This is a genomic window from Sphingobium sp. AP49 (assembly GCF_000281715.2).
In the GTDB taxonomy this organism is placed as follows: Bacteria; Pseudomonadota; Alphaproteobacteria; order Sphingomonadales; family Sphingomonadaceae; genus Sphingobium.
The window spans coordinates 118,487-135,379 of sequence record NZ_CP124576.1; the positions used below are offsets into that span (position 1 = coordinate 118,487).

Genomic DNA, 16,893 nt, shown 5'->3' on the forward strand with positions numbered 1-16,893 from the left:
CCTCAAATGCTGGTGGTGGCGGTTGGGGTCGCGGCCGGCGCCGCTGTGGGCGCGGGAGCCGGTTCAGCCGCCGGGCTGGCCTGAGGCGTTGATTCAGGCGACGCGGCAGCGACTGGCGTCGCCACGATCGGTTCCGGCGCCGGCTGTTCCTCTGGTGCCGGTTCCGCAATTACCGCGGGCTTGAATTGCGGGGCGGGAGTGCCTGGCTTGGCGATCTGAAAGGCGAACGGGTATTTCTGGCCGTTCCAGTCCACGATCACCGTTACGCGCGCCGGCAACTTCGCCAGCTTGACCTTCTCGAAGACGATCAGGCCAGCGTAGCTGTCATCGGGATCAACCGTCGTCAGCTGCATTACCTGAGAGCCGAGCGCGTCCAGCGTCTGGTCGAGGCGGTTTTGCACGGCGGCAATGCCCACGCCCGTCGCCGCGATTGCAGCGGTCGCCTGCAACTGACCGAATGCGCTCGGGGCGCTGTAATAGCTGTGATAGGTCCGCCCGCGAGGTGTCACGAAGGTGCTGTGATAGGTATCGCGCTGAGATGCCGCTGCAGCCGCGGTGACGCCGCCCAACATCGCCAGGCCGAACTGCGTCCATGCGGCGCGGCTCTTGGCCTTCTTTTCCAGGACTTCCACGCTCATCGCGTTCACCGTGACCGCGTCGGCCTGCAGCGTGAAATTCGAGACATCGATGTTGGCGGCCTGGCTGCCGGTATTGAAGACCGCGATATTGAAGGCGAAGCTTCCGTGATCCATTGGTGCCGGGCGGACCTGAACCGAACCGTTCTCTGAGAACTGGTCGATCGTCGCCAGGCCGTGATTATAGCGGATGCTCTCGTTCGCCAGCTGGATCGGCTGGACTACGACTTTCGGCGCAGCCTGTGCCGGCGCGCTGATGCACGCGAGCATGGCCACCGCCGTCGATAGGCGAAATAGCATGATACCCCCAATGTCCCCCAGCGCGACCTATTCGCCGCGCTGCTGTGGGTGGTATCAGGTGCGCAGCGATCAGGCTGTGATGGCGGTCACGGGTGCCTTGGCCCAGGCGGTTGGCTATGCAGTGGGGAATAATTGCAGGTCGCGTTCAACGAGCCGAAAATTCGGCCCGCTCATGCCCGCTATTGGCGGACGGATGCTCTGCGAAACAGATGAAGAACATTGACGCTCAAGTACTTCCCGAGTCGAGGACTCATCTTGCGACGAATGTCAATACTTAACGCGTGACACGACTCGAGATGGTGTGTTACTCGAACATCGAAGCAGGAGTAATTTATCATGGCACAGGCGCAGAACGAGACAGATCGTAATTACGATGCGTTCCTGGCCCAGCTCCCGCAGATAATCGATAAACATGCAGGATTTTACGCACTGATGCATGAGTGCGAGATCGTCGGCTATTACGGCGGCTCGCTGGAGGCAACGATTGCTGGTGCGAAGAAGTTTGGGGTGGGGGCGTTCTCTGTCCAAGAAGTGACAGAAGAGCCGGAGCATTTGGGGTTCTATTCCTATGTTGGTGGCTCGGGGCAGTGTTGAAAATCGGCAAGTAATCGTAAAAATTGGATTTCAGCCATTTGTCCCTGAGGCAATGGATGTGCGTCCATCTCCAACGATGCTGGAAATACCGGTTCACGAGTATCGAGCCCTTGTCGATACGGGGGCCCAGCGCACATGCTTGTGTCGCAATGTGATTGCCCAACAGGGGCTAAGGCATCACGGGAAGCGACCGATACAGAACGTCCATGGGGTTGAACGCCACTATCTTTATTGGGTTCAGATGGGCTTTTTCTGCGAAAGCTTGTCTTCACTGAATGATGGGCCAGGGCAAGCTACATATTTTGGTACGGAGCAGCCAACAGAGGTCATCGATATCGCTGATAACTATTGGTTTGATGCGATCATCGGTATGGATTTCCTCAGCCAGACCGACTTCCGGATGGATCGAGAGGGGACATTCTCAATTCGGGTAGATTGAATCTGATGACCCCACCTTCCAAACAGGTGGGTCAGTCTTGTGCGTGTTGCACAGCCTCTTGGATTTGAGCGGTAAGGACGAAAAGGAAATCACCCAGAGATTGGGCAAATCGAACCGATCGGGCAGCTTCTTCTGCAGAAACATGTGGGTTCTCTTCATCCGCGTGTCGAGGCCGATTTGATCCGAGGCGGACGCTATGAGCCCAGTCCGCCATGCCTTTTGTGAGCAGGCTATCGGCTTGAGCCTTATCAATCCGTTGGTAAAGCGATCCTTCCTTATAGCCTAGATGCTTCAGCATGGCATCGACAGCGCTCCCTGCCATGACAGCGGCGGCGTCAGGAGCGTGTAGGGTTTCAAATGCTTGCTCTAAAAAGCGCTTAGCGATCGACGGAATCGAATCCGAGATGGTGGGCGGAGCTGGATAGATCGCGTGCAACTCTGGCTCTTGACTGGTCCCGATGGTGTCCCCAGGCGTTCCGCAGGCGGTGACGATGGAGCCGCAGCTGTTGCAGCGGTAAGCGGCCCATTTTTGCGGGCGGGCTCCGTCCCCCCGGGGTGACCCGCTAACATCAGTTTGCCAGACGCGCGCTAACGTCGGGTCTGCTTTAGCGCAGTAGGGGCAGCGGCTCACACCCTGCAGAATCATCGTGAGTCTTTGGCGCTGTCTAAATTGTTCCAGCGCTTCTTTTAAGGGATCTGCCACGCATGCCTCTCAAGCTTTAAGCAATGTCATTCCGAGCCGCATGAGCTTGCGCACCGCCTCCGGCCGAGTCGGTTCATCGTCCTGAGCGGCAATCCATGAATCGAGCGCGGTCAAATCCGCCTCATTAAGGCGGACGGTGATAGGTTTGCCCACTCCAGTTGCAGGGCGCCCGATCTTTTTGGTGTCAGAAATGTTTGACATGCACATTTATTGATGTCAGAAAGTGCAAGCTGACGCAAGGCTCCTACACCTCGCGCCAGCTCTGACCGCAACCCCTGTTCGAGAGGGATTGAAGCTATGAACGACCTAGCATTGTCTAGGCGCGCCGTCACGCGCGCGCTTTTCCTACTCCCTACCGCTGCTGTTCCTGCTGCTGCCGTCGCGGCGCCGGCATTTGTCTGCAGCCCAGCATCAACCAGTCCTGAGATGGCGGCCGCAATTACTGCCTTCCGCGCCGCCCAGGCGGCAAGCGACCGCCATGGCAAGGTGATTGAGGATCCGGCATGGGAAGCTTTGCGCCAATGCCGCGACGCAATCCCTCATCGCACCACCGCGAGCGGCTTCGAATATCGCGGGGCGGTCAGGCATATGTCGACGGATCGCGCCGCTGACGTGGGCGCCGCCAAGGCGGCATGGCGGGCTGCGACGGCCGATCTTATGTCCGAAGACTATGCGCGCACCTGCGCTGAGCTTCGTGGCCTGATCGAATGGCGCGAAGCGGAAGAGATCCGCGCGCGACACCGGCTCAACATCAATTCGATAGTCGCAGAGAGCAATCGCCTCAGTGATGCCAGCGCCGATGCCCTCTATGATGTCGAGAACTTCGCTGTGGCGACGATCGCTGATCTGATCGCCAAGGTTGAGCTGATCGAAGAGACGGATGGACAGGTCGACATCGAAGTTTTGCTGCGTGACCTGCGCCGCATTGCTGGGGAGGTCGTGGCATGATCGACTTCAATCCCACAGACTGGATTCGCAGCTTCATCGCTGTCGGAGGCACGATCTATCTTAGCGCGGACGGCGTTCGCATCGGGTACTCGCCGGAGAACGAGGTAGCTACCGAAGCCGTCCGGGCAATCGGGCGCGAGCCGGAAAGCTGGAGGGCAGTGAAGGCTCAGCTCTCGGTATTCACCAGGGAGGCTCGCGCATGATCGTCTATCGCCAGAACTATGCCGCGCTAACCTTCGTGCCGAAGCCGCGGAAGCGTAAGCCGATCCTGAGCATCCGCCCGCGCCGCGTTCGTGGTCGGCGGAAGCCCGATGCGCCAGCCGGTGCGACGCGGCCGGCCTTCGACCTGCTTAGCCGGATAGACGAAATCCGCGATCGGCATAGGCTCAGTGACAGCGCGATCGGCCGCCAAGCGGTCAATGATCCGAATCTGGTCTACGCCTTGCGCGACGGCCGGCGGATCAGGGAGCAGACGCGAGCGAGGATCGTGGCTTGCCTCGACCTGATCGAGGGAGGGCGCTGATATGGCGAGTAGAGCCCCAAAGCCCCTGCCCTATCGCCCGCGCCACCGACGGACCTGGCTGCGACGTCACGACCGCCGGCGCGCGCAACCGGTTCCGACCGTTGCAGCCATGCTGACGGCCTTTCCGGTCCTTCGCCGCACCGAACTGGAGCGGATCGCGCATCGGGCGATCGACCGGATGGATGAGATCGACGGCGATCCCGATCTGGAATGGAGCGGCGACGAGTTCGATACCGGCAATAGCGAGGACGAGCAGTTGACCGACAACGCGCTCCTGCCAGCCGGTCCCGGTTGCCCGATCAGCGACCCCGGCGGGGGCAATGTCGAGGATGAGGGGCAGATCAACGAGATCGAGCCCTACACCGGCCCGATAGCAGGGCCAGGATCGCGCGACATCGCAACGGAGAGGGCGTCGCCATGCTGATCCGGCGCCACAACGCCGAGGATCAGCGGCTGCTTCCGCTTGTCGAGCCTGATGCAATCCCCCTTTCTGGGGATAGCCCAAAGGGCGGCCGGCAGGCGCAGGACGCAAGCTACCTTTCTCCGATCCTTCTGGAGATCGAAAGGAGGCTCAGAGCGACGGGAATGTCCGCCAGCCGATTCGGGCGTCTATCGGTCAACGATCCGCGCTTGGTGCATGATCTGAGGCGTGGCCGTGACCCGTCTTCGCGTATCGTTGCCCGAGTGCGGGCATTCATGGCCAAGGAGGCCAGCGAAAACGCTAGTGGGCGGGATGGTGGGGAAGAAATCCCGGTGGCGGAAAAAATGCCACCTTTTCAACATTATAGAAGGAAAGGTGGCGGAGACGGAGGGATTCGAACCCTCGGTAGCCCCTTAAGGCTACGACGGTTTAGCAAACCGCTGGTTTCAGCCACTCACCCACGTCTCCGCACGAATTTGCCTACCGGAAACCGGGAGGCAGTGGCTAGGCGACGGGCTATAGCGACGGCTTTGATCCATGGCAACGGTCCTTCGATACGAAATTTCACGGTTTTTTGCGCCAACGGATTCGATCTGGCCCGGAATCGACTCGGGTCGCCGTTCGTTCATTGTCGTTTCAGCTTCGGGGCCGATAATCTGGAGGATGGTTCAAGAGCGGGTTTCGGGGAGTAGCGGGCAATGATCGGCAGTTTGGGACGCAAGGGCGTCCGCTTCGCATGGGTTGGTACCCTGATGGCGGTGCTGGGCGGGCTCATGCTATCGCCCGTTGCGGGCGCACAGATTCGCACAGTCGATCCGAATACGGCGATCGATTCTGATCTGGCGCCTCCGCCGGTTCAAAACGGCGCGCCCACCGATCCCGGTATCGATTCCAGTGCTTCCACGCCTCCCCCTGCGTCTGCCGCGTCCGGTGCCTATGGCGCCGTGCCCGATAACAGCAGCGTGGCGGGCGGGGCCACTGCGACCGGCGCGCCGGTTACCGTCAATTCGCCGCCGGCTGCCCTGACCCCGGGCGAATCCTATCAGGAAGACGATCTGATCGGCGCGGCAGAGGGTGTGTTCGGCAAGGGCGCGGAAGGTCTGGCGGGCATCATAGAGAAGATTTTGAAGGATCAGGGCCGGCCCAACGCCTATATTTCCGGTCGCGAGGCATCGGGCGCCTTCGTCGTTGGCCTGCGCTATGGGTCTGGAACGTTGAATCACAAGATCGAGGGCAAGCGCGAAGTCTATTGGACCGGTCCCTCGATCGGCTTCGATGTGGGCGGCAACGCGGCCAATACCTTTGTCCTCGTCTATAATCTTTATGATAGCCAGGATCTCTACCACCGTTTCCCGGCCGCCGAAGGCACGGCCTATCTGGTGGGTGGGTTCACTGCCAGCTACCTGCGCTGGGGCAGCGTGGTGCTCATCCCGATCCGTCTGGGCGTCGGTTATCGGCTAGGCATCAATGCGGGCTATATGAAGTTCACGGAGAAGCGGAACTGGCTGCCTTTTTGAGACGGTCACAGCAGGGGAAGCTGGGCGCCATGGCCGGCGCCTTCCCCGTCCTCCTCGCCTTCCAGATTATGGACGCCCAAGCCCAGCAGGCGGGCGCCTATGCGAAGCGGTAATTGTGCCCGCAACAGGCCGCGTCCGGTTTCCATCAATTGTTCGAGCGAGCGCACGGGCGCAGTGAAGCTGCGCGACCGCGTGATGATACGGAAATCCGCGAACTTCACTTTCAGCACCACGGTTCGTCCATAGGCCTGCGCCTTGTCGATCCGGTTCCAGAGATTATCCGCGATCCGATTGATCTCTTGCACCAGCGCCTCTTCGGTCACCAGGTCTTCGAGGAAGGTGTCCTCGACGCTCACCGACTTGCGTTCCTGTCGTTCGTGAACCGGCCGGTCATCCTCGCCCCGCGCAGCGCGATAATAGAAGAGGGCGCTGCTGCCGAACTGTGCTTGGAGGAAGGACAGGTCTCGATCGCGCAGGTCGGCGCCGGTCTGGATGCCGAGCTTGTGCATCCGTTCGGCGGTGACAGGGCCGATACCATGTATCCGCCGTACCGGCATGCCTGCCATGAACGCCGCCCCCTCGGCCGGCCGTACCACGCATAGTCCGTCGGGCTTGTTCTGGTCGGACGCCAGCTTGGCGATCAGCTTATTGTAGGACACGCCGGCTGAGGCGGTCAGCCCGGTCTCCTCGCGGATCAGCCGCCTTATCTCCTGTGCCACCAGGGTTGCCGATGCGATGCCGGGCTTGTTCTGGGTCACATCGAGATAGGCCTCATCGAGCGAAAGAGGCTGCACCATGTCGGTGAAGCGCCCGAAGATCGCGCGGATCTGGGCGGAAACGGCACGATAGACCTCAAAGCGGGGTTTCACGAACAACAGGTCGGGACATAGGCGCCGGGCGCGTGCGCCCGGCATGGCGGACCGGACCCCGAATTTACGCGCCTCATAACTGCAGGTGGCGACCACGCCGCGCGGGCCACCGCCACCAACCGCTATGGCCTTGCCGCGCAGGCTTGGATCGTCGCGCTGCTCGACCGACGCGTAAAAGGCATCCATGTCGACATGGATGATCTTGCGCGTCGCGAGCGGTGAGAAGTCCATGGCTGGCCTTATGCCACCATGGGAACGAAAGGGAAACAGGTCGTGGGCGTCAGTTCTTTTTGCCCTTGTCGGCCCGCGCCATTCCCAGCAACGCAGCAAAGGGGCTGGCCTGTTCCTCGGTCATCACTCCGGCCTCGCGTAGATAGGCGTCGGCCTCCGCTGCACGGGGATAAGGGTCCATTGCCAGCGCCACTGTTTCGGCCACCGCCTCGCCCATGTCGATGACATTGCCGTCATAACCGATCGTATCGCAATCCTCGGCATCCAGTTCCAGTTCTTCGCCTTCGGGCGGTTCTCCACTTTCCAGCACGAAGCGCAGCACGAAATCGGTATCGATTCTCTCGGGCACCGCCAGGCCGGTTGCGACGCAAGGCTGAGCCAGTTCCGCCCGGACATGGCCGCGCGCCATGATCGTGCCACTCTCCGCGTTCAACCGATAGTCCGCTTCCAGCAGATCGAGTGCCAACAGGGAGAAACGACGCATCAGTGCGGCACGTTCTTCGGCATTGGCGCTGATAGTCACCAGGCTGTCGCCCAGTTTGCCTAGCTGGTCGGTGCGCACAGGCCGCGAAAATTCTATAGGGTTGGTCATCCAAGGTCTCCAGCCAGCAAGGCGTCACGGGTCAGGCAGCCCAGCCGCACCCAACGTTCCCGCAATGCACCTTCAACATGGCAGAGGGCATCAGCGGAAGGGGTGTCACCGCGATACAGGTTGCGGCGCAGCGCATCCTCCAGATCGCCCTCATCCGTCAAGGCCGCGCGATAGGCGCTCAACCGCCCGCCCAGCGCGCTCATCATGCGGCCGATATGCTTGCCCACCACGACGTCGCCGATCCCCTCCTGGCGCAGTTGTCCGTCCATGTCGTCAACGAACAATTCGGTCAGCCACACGCTTTCCGGCGTTGCGCCCAGTGCTTCCAGACGGATCAATATTTGCGCGAGGACCGCGATGATCATGTCGAACCGGCCATCCAACGTGTCTGGCACGCCGCCCTGCAGATACCAGTGCGGTTGTCGCCCTTCGGCTATGATCGCATGATAGAGCGGCATCAGTCCGGCCTTCGGATCGTCGCGACCCAGCAGGCGCTTGAGGAAGGAAGGACGGGATTGGGACATGGGTTGCCGTCTTTTCGTGATGGAATGTTGGCCAGCAGACTATGCCGGCGCGTGCGCCCCTTGCCGGGGCCTGCGCATTTCCATATTGATCGGCGAGCCGCCCGATGCAATGGCGGCTTTATGTTTCTTGAGTTCGCGGGCCTGTCCCCGCAGGAGAAGACCATGCGCAAGTTTAGCCGCCAGTCCCGCTGCGGGCGAATCCTGCTCGCCGCCGGCCTCGGTGCGGTATTGATGGGCGCATCGGGCTGCACCCGCATCCGTACGCACCAGGGTTATCAGGTCGACAAGCTGCTGGTGGACTCGGTCCAACCCGGCATCGACAATCGCGCCTCTGTCGAAGGCACGCTGGGACGGCCGAGCTTCGCCGCGCAGTGGGGTGATGCCGACTGGTATTATGTCTCGCGCGATATGCGGTCGCTCGCCTTCTCCAATCCCAAGCCGGCGTCGCAAACGATCCTGCATGTTCGCTTCGATGCGGCGGGTAATGTCGTGGCCGTTGACCGCATGGGCCTGGAACAGGTCGCGCATATTTCGCCGAGTGGTGACAAGACGCCGACCCTGGGTCGCCATCGCAGCCTGTTCGACGAGATTTTCGGCAATATCGGCGCAGTCGGCGCTGGTGGGATGGGCGGCCAGGGTGGCGCTGGTCCAGGCGGCGGCCCCAACGGCAGCTGATCTGCATAGCGGGTACGGATGTGATGCCGGCATTGGGCCGGCTCACTGTCCGGCGACCCGCGTGCCGTTCTTGATCTGCTCGGCACGCAACTGGCGCGCAATTTCCTCCAGCCGTGCCTTGCTTATGCCCACGTCGAGCCGTTCGACCCCGATGCTATAATCTTCTCCCGCCTTGATCGCGGCATCAAGGGCGACGTCATTGGGCGCGGTCGCGGCGACCTTGGTCGTGGCCCGGCTGACCTTTACCTCCACCTCCTTGCCGTCGATCAGAATCTTCGTGGTCTTCTGGCCCGCATTGGGCATCATCCGCTCGAAATCGCGCGCGATCTGCCCCATGTCATCGGACCATAGTTCGCGCATTATCGCCTCGATCTGGTCCGGCGCAGCCTTGCGCAGCGCATCGGCAGACAGGTCTGAAGCGGCCGTCAGCCCCTCGATCTCCCCGCGCTTGATGCTGCCGCGTAGACTGTCCACGGCGGTGCGTTCGAGTTCGGTCCAATCGTCGAGCGCTTCCCCTTTCGATGCCGCTTTCAGGAAACGCTCGCGCAGATCGTTGAAGCTGGCATGATCCTTCGACAGGCCACGGGCAGCCCCCTCACCCGCCTTGCTTTCGCCGATCACCAGAACCTCGGCCTGGGTCTTTTCCGCATTGGTCCAGCGGACCACGACGCCGTCGGTCAATTGCCGATTGGCGGCATCCTTGACTCTGCTGCCGGCGATGAACTCGGCTTCGGCTCCGGCTTTTTCCGCATATCTGGCCAGCCCCGGCCCCGCCATCGCCTCCAACAGTTCGCCGCGCATATGATTGAGATCGGGGGATTTGGCCATGACCCGCATCAGCGCCTCGTCGGACAGGCCGGACACTTCGGGAACCGCCTTTTTTAGAGCGGTGAGCCATTCTCCATGGGTGGTGGCCTTCGCGCCGACCGTTGCCATCTTGACCAGGTCGGCTTCCGATTCCAGCGCGACTTTCAGGGCCGCCGGATCGGGCGCGCGAAAAATACCGAGGATCGGATCGAAAATGCGCTCCGGCAGCTTGGCGGAGTCGCGCACATATTGCAGTTCGCCCTCTGGGCTGAGCCGGAATCGATAGCCGGTCTCCGCCTTCGCGCCGAATTTGAACAGAGCTTCGTCGGCGCCATGCCAGTCGGCCGCGCGATTGGTGAGATCGAAGGACGCAGAACCGCGCCGTTTGACCATGGCCGCCATTTCCGCATCGCTCAACGTTGATGCCAATGGCGATCGCCACCCCCCCTTGGGAACCTGCATGAGCTGCTCTTCGAGGGCTGCGGCGCGGCTGGCGATCTCGGACAGCTTTGCGCTGTCCTTCTCGGCAGCTCTGGCTTCCGCTTCGAGTCCCGCAATGCGTTCCCCGAAGCTCTTCTCGCCGGCCTTGGGCTGATGGGCTACGATCTGCTCGGCATAGCGCTCGCGCAGCATCACGCAGGGCGAGGCGCATTTGAAGATGCCCGATCGGGTCACGGCAACCTCGCCGCCAGCGCTGCTGGCGACTTTGGCCGCGCCCTCGGTCTGTTCGGTGGCAGCCTTGGCGACGGTCTTTTCAACGCTCTTCGCGCCGGCGGCACCGACCGCTTCCTCTATCGACTTGGCCTGCATCCGTTCGGCGCTGGCGACGACGCGGTCCGCCAGCGATTTTCCGCCCGCCTTCTCGGCAGCTTCCCGCAATTCCTCGGCAAGTTGGGCTGCTCTCTGGCTGGCGCGTTCGGCCTGGGCGAGCGCACGGGCGGCCGGGGTCAGGCTTTTGAAGACACTCACGGCAACGGACAGGTCGATGGCCACCCCGATGATATCGAGGGCCAGCCAGAACATCGATGGTTCTTCGGCCGACACGGCGCGGGCCTTGTCGAAGTCGGTGCCGTTGGCTGCGGCCTTGAACTGATATTCGCGCAGGTGCGCCAGCGCCATCCATCCACCGGTTGCGACGGCGCCCACTGCCCCGATCGCGGCACCCGCGGCGACAAGGCTACCCCCGCCGGTCGGCAACGCGGCGAGCAGGCCCAGCGCCAGCGCAAGAGCGCCCAGGGCAAGGTCGACGATCATATTGTCGGTTTCGACCTTGTCGACCTGGGCGCGGACGAAGCCGTCCCCCAGCGAACCGGATTCCAGGTTCATTTCGGACTTGGTCGGTTCGAGGACGGGAGGCAGTTTCCAGACAATATCGGGATCCTCCGCGACCTTTTCGCGGACCTTGGCGATATTGGCCAGATGCTCGTCGCTGGCCTTGCCAAGAGCTGTTGCCGGACTGTTGCCCTGTCCTTCCGCGACCTGGCGCAGACCGCTTTCGTCATTGGCGAAGGCCGCCAGGATCGGATAGCGCGCCTCGAGCGCCATGCGCAGGATTTCCCGTTCATCCTGCGATTGCTTCAGCGCAGCGCATGCCTGGTTCCAGGCTGCGGCATTGCTTTGCCGTACGATCGGTTCGCCCAGATCATCGACGCCGCTTTCCTGGTCACGCTTGGCGTCCTCGCGTTGATGAATCTCGCCCCATTTATCGAGGAGCAGTTGGGCGGACTGCTTCAATCCGACAGTCGCTGGTCCGCTGCCCATGCTATAGGCGGTGCCCGAATAGGCGCCGCCGGGATCGACGCTGATCACTACTTCGCTGGAGAGGCCATAGCGGACCATTTCCGCCTTGATCCGGGCTTCGCTATCGGCAAGCAGAGCCCCGGTCATGGCCACGGCATGGGCGCGAAAGATGATGAGGAAGCTCTGGACCTGGGGCAGTCCGGTCAATTCGGCACCGCGTTCGACGCTGGCATTCCATTGTTCGACATGGAGGGCCGCGAAGGCCAGCAGATCGCCCGCGCTGCTCCACAATTGTTCCAGTGCCCATTCGTCGCGCGGTCCCACCCAGCCTTGGTCGAGCAATATCCCGATCAGCCGGGTGCGTTCGTCATCGCTGCATTCGCCGAAATTCTGGATATCCTTGACGTCGCCAACGCTCTTGCTCTGGATCGCCTTGTCGATCCGTTCCCTGTTGCTTGGGCCATCGGCAGGCGCGCGCCGTGCAACGGTACCGCCTTGATCCTGCAGTGTGTGCACCAGTTCATGGGCGATCAGTTCCCGCCCATCGGCCGTTTCCGGTTGATAGGCGGCTGGCGCGAACGCAATATGCTGTCCCAGGGTCATCGCACGCGCGCCCGCAGACCTTGTCTGCATCCCGGCGTTCCTATCCCGATGGATGCGCACGCGGCTCAGGTCGGTGCCCAGGCGCCGTTCAAAATAGGCTTTTTCGCGTGTCGGCAGGGGATGGGCGCCCGTATCGGATGTCCAGCCTGTTTCCGCCATGGTTGGCCCGTTTCCCACCGCACTGCGGCGTATCAGGCCGGACGATGCCTGGCATGTGGGGCAGGGGGTGGATGCCGTCGCGCATAGTGGACAATTGGGCAGGGCGGCGACCGGTGCCGCCTCGCGGCTGACCTCGCGCGCGATATGCGCTGCTTCCTGTTCGGCCGGATCCTGTTCAGGGCCGACAGGGACCCGGGCGGCCATGGTCATTTCAAAGGCTCCGCGCCTAACGCCCGTCGGAAGGAAAGGGGGAGAAGTGGCAATTTGAGCAGGTCAACCGTCGCGAATATTGCTGTTTCTCGGACGGGGTTTGCCGGTCCCTGCGGAAAGCCGGTGGATGGTGTCAGCATGCCATCGGACCCGGGCACCAGCGCAGGCAAAACCGTTGAGACACCGAATCCTGCCTGTACATCCAGGCCGGGCATCAGCCCGATATGGGCCAGCGCGAAGGGCATGGAGAAGCCGCCATCGGGGGCGATCGTCATCGTCATATCGAACGACAGCGTCATCGCGGGCATGGCCGGCAGCTTGTCATGCGCCAGTTTGATCAGATCGTCGCCGCTGAAGCCGAAGCGCAGGGTTAGAGGGCTGCCGGGGCCAGTCGGCGGCACGAAGCTGAAACTCTGTAGCGTCGCATAAGGGATCGCGGCTAACGGCAAAGCCAGATTTACGCCCGACAGGCGTTGGCGGCCGCCAGGATCAGACGCCAGCGTCCCGACGCCCAGCCCATATATGGCGACACCTGTTCCGATGACGGCGGCCTTGTCGGCGGATTCCATCTGGCCCCAGATTGGCAGCGCATAGCGTTCGGCGAGGCCACGGCCAAAGCTCTTGAGTCGCTCATTGTCGGCCGCCTGCTCGGCGATCGTCTTGATACCGCCTTCCAGCGCACCCGTCGCCTGCTCGGCCTTGGCCTCCTGCAGCGGACCACCATTGTCCAACTGCACGGCCGGTTGGCCTGCGCCCTGTTGCAGGCTGTGCCCCAGTTCATGGCCGAGCAGCTTGCGGAACGGGGCACTGCCCGGCTGCCAATGGCCGGGCGCAAAGGCGATGTCCCGGCCGGACGCCAGCGCATGGGCGCCAAGGTCGCTGACGACGCCTGCATCGCGGTGAACCCGCACAGCGGATAGGTCATGACCAAGGCGCCGCTCGAAAAAGCCTCGATCCCGAGCCGGGATGGGCTGCCCCGCACCAAGGTTGAGCCGGGGGTCGGCACGGGTCGAAGAAATATGCCCGTTCGCTGGCCTTTCGCCCGTCGCCACACGATCGGCCGCCACCTCCGCGCTGGCGTCCGCCAGGATGCGCACGCGTGTCCGGGACGCACGGCTGGGCATCAGAACGCCCCGGCCGCCTCCTCTGCGGCCTTCACCGCGCGTGTCGCCAATCGCGCCGTTTGTTCCGCCACCGCCCTTGCCCAGTCGAGTCGCTTCTCGATGACCGCCTCTTCGGCGGCGGCCACGGCGGCAGCGGCCGATAGCCAGGCGTCGCGCGCCGTTGCCCAGTCGTCGCCAAGGCCGTTGTTGGCCAGACCGGCCGCCAGACCATCGCGCAGGCGGCTATAATCGACATAGGACACTATGGCAGCATGATGGGCGGCATCGCCATCGGTCGTGGCCAAGGTGGTGGCGCGGGTCAGCGCATCTTTGGCTGCGCTCAGTTGTGTGGCCAATATGCCGGCACTGCCTTCGATCATCGCAAGAAGATCGAGTGCCGCCGCCTTTTTCGTGACCAGATCAGCTTTCTTTGTCGCTAGCGTGTCAAGCGCGGCCGTCAGGACGCTGGCTTCGTCGTCCGCCGTCGTCGCAATGTCCGTATCCAGGGTCTTCACCTTGTCGATGGCATCGTCGAGCTTGGCCTGGTCTCCCCCATTGGCATCCAGTACCGCAGCCTTAAGTGCGTTGGCGACGCTGTCCGACAGGGGTTGTCCCGCCCCCGTCTTGGCGGTCTGTACGGTTTGCAGGACGGTGGTGCGGGCATTGATTGCGGCGGTGATGCGTGAGGTGGCTGCATCCGCCGCAATCTGTTCGGCCTTGGCCCGGGCAATGGCCGAATCGATCTCTATCTGCGCTGCCCGGGTCTGGGCGGCGACCTGGCCGAATTGTGCGCCCTGCGCCATGGCCGTGGCGAGGGATGCGGTAAAGGTCGAACGGTCCTGTTCAAGGGACGCCACGGCGTCGGTGATGCTGGTCATCAGGCGGCTCCTTCCGTTGCAATGGGCAGGAGCGGTGCAGGCCGCCCCTTTTTGGCAAATTCGGTCATGATGGCTTCCTGCAGATCGCGCGTGGTGATCCGGCGATCCTCATCGGCTGCGGCATAGGCAGCGGCGAGCGCGGCATTGCGGATTTCGCCCCCGGTCATTTCGCAATGACGAGCCAGAAGGTCGAGCGGCAGGCGGGGGGTCAGCCGGGTTTCTGCCGGGAGATGCAATTGCCACAGGCGCAGGCGCTGTGCCGCCGCAGGCCGGGGCATGGGAACGACGCTGTCGAGACGGCGCATGAAGGCCTCGTCGATCCCTTGGGCAAGGTTGGAGGCCAGAATGGCAATGCCATCAAAGGCCTCAAGGCGCTGCAGCAGGAAATTGACTTCGATATTCGCATAGCGATCATGGGCGTCTTCGACCGAGGTGCGTTTGCCGAACAGGGAATCGGCCTCGTCGAAAAACAGCAGCGCGCAAAAACCTTCGGCGGCGGCAAACAGCTCGGACAGATTCTTTTCCGTCTCGCCAATATATTTGGAAACGACCAGCGACAGGTCGACCTGCATCACCGGCAATCCCAGCCGGGTGGCGATGGCATCCGTGGCCAGGGTTTTGCCTACGCCAGAATCGCCCGAGATAAGCGCGCAGAGACCACGTCGTTCGCGGTCCAGTTCCCAGTTGTTGCGAATGGGTATGCGCAGGCGATACCGCCGGATGAAATCCTCCAATCGGCTTTCTGTCGTCGCGTCGATGACCAACTGGTTCCAGGCGACTCTGGGCACGCGCAGGCTTGCCATCCGGACGGCCCGGGGCGGTACCGTCTCCATGCGCGCGGCGGCAAGGCGTTTGGGGTCGCCGCGCGCGCGCGATGCCAGCATCGCAATGTCGGTGGCGCGCATCCAGCTCTGGTTGGCGAGCATATTCACCTCCGCCTCATCGAGATTGGGCATGGCACGGCGCCAATGTGCGATCCGTATCGCTGCATCGGGTGGCGGCAGGATGATCCGCGCAGGCGGGCGCTGGTGGGCGGTGGTGCGCAGGAATATGTCGGCTGGCGCCAGCAAGATGATCGGCGCGATCAGGTCGTCGGGCGGCATCCCCAACTCGCCACTTCCTGTCCAGGCGAGCGCGATCGGGCGCTGTTCGGCGACCGACAACATGGCCAACATGCGCCACGGGGGAACGCCGCTGCTCTGCACGACCAAGGCGGTGGGCGCGGCCATTTGCAGCAGGGCCTCGCCGCGCCAGCCTTCGCCCGCCAGATGCAGCAAGCAGCTGTCCGGTGTCGCCAGCCATGCGGACAAAGCCAACGCTGTGTCATCATCGGAGCCAGCCTCATCGCCTATCGTCAATTCCGCGATCTCGATATCGGTTGGACGGGTGGCGTCGAGCACCGCCAACAGGGAAGTCTGCGGATCCAGGAGCCAATCGGTGGCGGGGGCGCCCGTTTCCGGCCAACGCAGCAAGCCGTGGCGCCACAGCGGACTGGCCCAAACCGCGCGGCGTGCCTCGATGGGAGCCAGCTTGTCGCCCAGCAGCAGCCGCAAGGCTACGCCTGCCGGCAGCCGGCGGGTACCGGAAAGGCCGGATATCAAGGCCGCGGCGCGATCATCCAGGGCAGGCAACAGGGCCAGACCGAGTAGATCGAGGTCGAAGGCGGACAGGGCGCAGGCGCGTGCAATGCGGCCGAGTGGTACGTCGGCAGTGGCCAGTTCCTCATACAGTATATCTGCGGCATCGGGGATGATGATCGCGATGGCGGCCGGGTCCAGCTCATCGGTGGGCAGGATGGCGCGGGCGAGGTCCAAGAGAGGCGCGCGCGCTTCCGGGAGCCGCAGCAGCAGTCGCGCGGCGCCAATGCCGATCAGGCGCGCCAGCAGCGCGTCCGCGTCGATCGCGTCGCTCATGCCGCGTCTCCGTAACGAAAGGCGATCGTTCGACCGATGAAAGGCAGCCAACCCGGATCGATATCCCAGCCGGCCCGCCGCAGATCGATATCGGTATTTTCCATCGGCCAGACGATGGTGGCGCTCCAGGGCGTGGCGTGAAGCAAGCCGGGACGCATCACCAGTCGGGCAAGGCGCGCATGGTCAGGTTTTTCAGCGAACGGCTCCATATCGCCATAGATTCGGCGGATGGTCGACGGTGCCCAGGCGGCTTCGGGCATATCCTCGATCAGCCGGTCAAGCCATATGTCGGCGCGGCTATCCAATGCGATGCCGTCAAGTGGTTGATCGGGCAAAGGCGTGCCGGCAAAGACCGCCAGCAACGGGCGATCCCGCTCCAGCGCCAGGCGGGCAGCCGTGGCCGGCAGGGGCAGCAGGCAGCGGCGCAATGCAGCCAGCCCGATTGCGCCAAGCATATCCGCGTTGATTTCAGCCGGCGGCAGCAACTGCAGCAAGGGGCGCAGCATCAA

General features: G+C 62.9%; 18 protein-coding genes and 1 tRNA gene. 8 read left to right on the forward strand and 11 right to left on the reverse strand.

Translation table 11 applies throughout. The features are described from left to right. Positions 1-2: 2 nt before the first annotated feature. On the reverse strand, positions 3-935 hold the full coding sequence (locus tag PMI04_RS00585) for a hypothetical protein (RefSeq protein WP_052028013.1): 933 nt from the start codon (positions 933-935) through the stop codon (positions 3-5). Between the two features lie 336 nt (positions 936-1,271). Between PMI04_RS00585 and PMI04_RS00590 the strand changes: the two genes are divergently transcribed. Continuing rightward, positions 1,272-1,529, forward strand: coding sequence for a hypothetical protein (locus PMI04_RS00590; RefSeq protein ID WP_007704245.1), 258 nt, complete (start codon positions 1,272-1,274; stop codon positions 1,527-1,529). Beyond that, positions 1,504-1,968 (forward strand): hypothetical protein, encoded by a 465-nt coding sequence (locus tag PMI04_RS00595; RefSeq protein WP_157178051.1) that lies wholly within the window; start codon positions 1,504-1,506, stop codon positions 1,966-1,968. The genes PMI04_RS00590 and PMI04_RS00595 overlap by 26 nt, the downstream gene beginning before the upstream one ends. 31 nt (positions 1,969-1,999) lie before the next feature. On the opposite strand, the gene PMI04_RS00600 is transcribed toward PMI04_RS00595, so the two are convergent. Continuing rightward, the gene (locus PMI04_RS00600; protein ID WP_157178052.1) at positions 2,000-2,404 is read right to left on the reverse strand and encodes a DUF4145 domain-containing protein; all 405 of its coding nucleotides are present in this window, start codon (positions 2,402-2,404) and stop codon (positions 2,000-2,002) included. Between the two features lie 564 nt (positions 2,405-2,968). Here PMI04_RS00600 and PMI04_RS00605 point away from each other — a divergent pair. The 4 genes from PMI04_RS00605 to PMI04_RS00620 are packed head-to-tail and all read left to right on the forward strand — an operon-like array spanning position 2,969 to position 4,566. Further along, a complete protein-coding gene (locus PMI04_RS00605) occupies positions 2,969-3,619 on the forward strand; it encodes a hypothetical protein (protein ID WP_007704249.1) in 651 nt (216 codons plus the stop codon). Then, positions 3,616-3,822 carry a hypothetical protein gene (locus PMI04_RS00610; protein ID WP_007704252.1) on the forward strand — a complete coding sequence of 69 codons (207 nt, stop codon included), beginning with the start codon at positions 3,616-3,618 and terminating at the stop codon, positions 3,820-3,822. Before PMI04_RS00605 ends, PMI04_RS00610 begins: the two co-directional genes overlap by 4 nt. After that, positions 3,819-4,142: a hypothetical protein gene (locus PMI04_RS00615; protein ID WP_007704254.1), complete on the forward strand. Its 324-nt coding sequence runs from the start codon at positions 3,819-3,821 to the stop codon at positions 4,140-4,142. The genes PMI04_RS00610 and PMI04_RS00615 overlap by 4 nt, the downstream gene beginning before the upstream one ends. Before the next feature lies 1 nt (position 4,143). Then, a complete protein-coding gene (locus PMI04_RS00620; RefSeq protein WP_007704257.1) occupies positions 4,144-4,566 on the forward strand; it encodes a hypothetical protein in 423 nt (140 codons plus the stop codon). Positions 4,567-4,939: 373 nt separating this feature from the next. On the opposite strand, the gene PMI04_RS00625 is transcribed toward PMI04_RS00620, so the two are convergent. After that, positions 4,940-5,031, reverse strand: a tRNA-Ser gene (locus PMI04_RS00625). Between the two features lie 230 nt (positions 5,032-5,261). Here PMI04_RS00625 and PMI04_RS00630 point away from each other — a divergent pair. Beyond that, positions 5,262-6,080, forward strand: a complete 819-nt coding sequence (locus PMI04_RS00630) for a DUF1134 domain-containing protein (RefSeq protein WP_007704263.1) — start codon at positions 5,262-5,264, stop codon at positions 6,078-6,080. A gap of 5 nt (positions 6,081-6,085) precedes the next feature. On the opposite strand, the gene dinB is transcribed toward PMI04_RS00630, so the two are convergent. Genes dinB through PMI04_RS00645 form a run of 3 tightly spaced genes read right to left on the reverse strand, consistent with a single transcriptional unit; the run spans position 6,086 to position 8,296 of the window. Continuing rightward, positions 6,086-7,180, reverse strand: coding sequence for a DNA polymerase IV (gene dinB, locus PMI04_RS00635; protein ID WP_007704268.1), 1,095 nt, complete (start codon positions 7,178-7,180; stop codon positions 6,086-6,088). A gap of 49 nt (positions 7,181-7,229) precedes the next feature. Further along, a complete protein-coding gene (locus tag PMI04_RS00640; protein WP_007704271.1) occupies positions 7,230-7,772 on the reverse strand; it encodes a DUF177 domain-containing protein in 543 nt (180 codons plus the stop codon). Beyond that, positions 7,769-8,296: a ubiquinol-cytochrome C chaperone family protein gene (locus PMI04_RS00645; RefSeq protein ID WP_007704274.1), complete on the reverse strand. Its 528-nt coding sequence runs from the start codon at positions 8,294-8,296 to the stop codon at positions 7,769-7,771. The genes PMI04_RS00640 and PMI04_RS00645 overlap by 4 nt, the downstream gene beginning before the upstream one ends. A gap of 162 nt (positions 8,297-8,458) precedes the next feature. Here PMI04_RS00645 and bamE point away from each other — a divergent pair, with 162 nt between their 5' ends. Next, positions 8,459-8,971 (forward strand): outer membrane protein assembly factor BamE, encoded by a 513-nt coding sequence (bamE, locus tag PMI04_RS00650; RefSeq protein WP_007704276.1) that lies wholly within the window; start codon positions 8,459-8,461, stop codon positions 8,969-8,971. Positions 8,972-9,013: 42 nt separating this feature from the next. Here bamE and PMI04_RS00655 read toward each other — a convergent pair whose 3' ends face one another. Genes PMI04_RS00655 through PMI04_RS00675 form a run of 5 tightly spaced genes read right to left on the reverse strand, consistent with a single transcriptional unit; the run spans position 9,014 to position 16,893 of the window. Then, entirely contained in the window at positions 9,014-12,490 is a 3,477-nt protein-coding gene (locus PMI04_RS00655; RefSeq protein WP_007704278.1) for a DUF4157 domain-containing protein, read from the reverse strand. Continuing rightward, complete coding sequence (locus tag PMI04_RS00660; RefSeq protein WP_007704280.1) at positions 12,487-13,614, reverse strand: DUF4157 domain-containing protein; 1,128 nt, start codon at positions 13,612-13,614, stop codon at positions 12,487-12,489. Before PMI04_RS00660 ends, PMI04_RS00655 begins: the two co-directional genes overlap by 4 nt. Continuing rightward, entirely contained in the window at positions 13,614-14,471 is an 858-nt protein-coding gene (locus PMI04_RS00665; RefSeq protein ID WP_283184830.1) for a hypothetical protein, read from the reverse strand. Before PMI04_RS00665 ends, PMI04_RS00660 begins: the two co-directional genes overlap by 1 nt. Beyond that, positions 14,471-16,384, reverse strand: a complete 1,914-nt coding sequence (locus PMI04_RS00670) for an ATP-binding protein (RefSeq protein WP_007705088.1) — start codon at positions 16,382-16,384, stop codon at positions 14,471-14,473. Before PMI04_RS00670 ends, PMI04_RS00665 begins: the two co-directional genes overlap by 1 nt. Continuing rightward, positions 16,381-16,893: a hypothetical protein gene (locus tag PMI04_RS00675; RefSeq protein ID WP_283184831.1), complete on the reverse strand. Its 513-nt coding sequence runs from the start codon at positions 16,891-16,893 to the stop codon at positions 16,381-16,383. The genes PMI04_RS00670 and PMI04_RS00675 overlap by 4 nt, the downstream gene beginning before the upstream one ends.

Bases quoted from the DNA above. Each gene is read 5' to 3' on its own strand.
- PMI04_RS00585 (WP_052028013.1), bottom strand. From the start codon at position 935: ATGCTATTTCGCCTATCGACGGCGGTGGCCATGCTCGCGTGCATCAGC.
- PMI04_RS00590 (WP_007704245.1), top strand. From the start codon at position 1,272: ATGGCACAGGCGCAGAACGAGACAGATCGTAATTACGATGCGTTCCTG.
- PMI04_RS00595 (WP_157178051.1), top strand. From the start codon at position 1,504: ATGTTGGTGGCTCGGGGCAGTGTTGAAAATCGGCAAGTAATCGTAAAA.
- PMI04_RS00605 (WP_007704249.1), top strand. From the start codon at position 2,969: ATGAACGACCTAGCATTGTCTAGGCGCGCCGTCACGCGCGCGCTTTTC.
- PMI04_RS00610 (WP_007704252.1), top strand. From the start codon at position 3,616: ATGATCGACTTCAATCCCACAGACTGGATTCGCAGCTTCATCGCTGTC.
- PMI04_RS00615 (WP_007704254.1), top strand. From the start codon at position 3,819: ATGATCGTCTATCGCCAGAACTATGCCGCGCTAACCTTCGTGCCGAAG.
- PMI04_RS00620 (WP_007704257.1), top strand. From the start codon at position 4,144: ATGGCGAGTAGAGCCCCAAAGCCCCTGCCCTATCGCCCGCGCCACCGA.
- PMI04_RS00630 (WP_007704263.1), top strand. From the start codon at position 5,262: ATGATCGGCAGTTTGGGACGCAAGGGCGTCCGCTTCGCATGGGTTGGT.
- dinB (WP_007704268.1), bottom strand. From the start codon at position 7,180: ATGGACTTCTCACCGCTCGCGACGCGCAAGATCATCCATGTCGACATG.
- PMI04_RS00640 (WP_007704271.1), bottom strand. From the start codon at position 7,772: ATGACCAACCCTATAGAATTTTCGCGGCCTGTGCGCACCGACCAGCTA.
- PMI04_RS00645 (WP_007704274.1), bottom strand. From the start codon at position 8,296: ATGTCCCAATCCCGTCCTTCCTTCCTCAAGCGCCTGCTGGGTCGCGAC.
- bamE (WP_007704276.1), top strand. From the start codon at position 8,459: ATGCGCAAGTTTAGCCGCCAGTCCCGCTGCGGGCGAATCCTGCTCGCC.
- PMI04_RS00655 (WP_007704278.1), bottom strand. From the start codon at position 12,490: ATGACCATGGCCGCCCGGGTCCCTGTCGGCCCTGAACAGGATCCGGCC.
- PMI04_RS00660 (WP_007704280.1), bottom strand. From the start codon at position 13,614: ATGCCCAGCCGTGCGTCCCGGACACGCGTGCGCATCCTGGCGGACGCC.
- PMI04_RS00665 (WP_283184830.1), bottom strand. From the start codon at position 14,471: ATGACCAGCATCACCGACGCCGTGGCGTCCCTTGAACAGGACCGTTCG.
- PMI04_RS00670 (WP_007705088.1), bottom strand. From the start codon at position 16,384: ATGAGCGACGCGATCGACGCGGACGCGCTGCTGGCGCGCCTGATCGGC.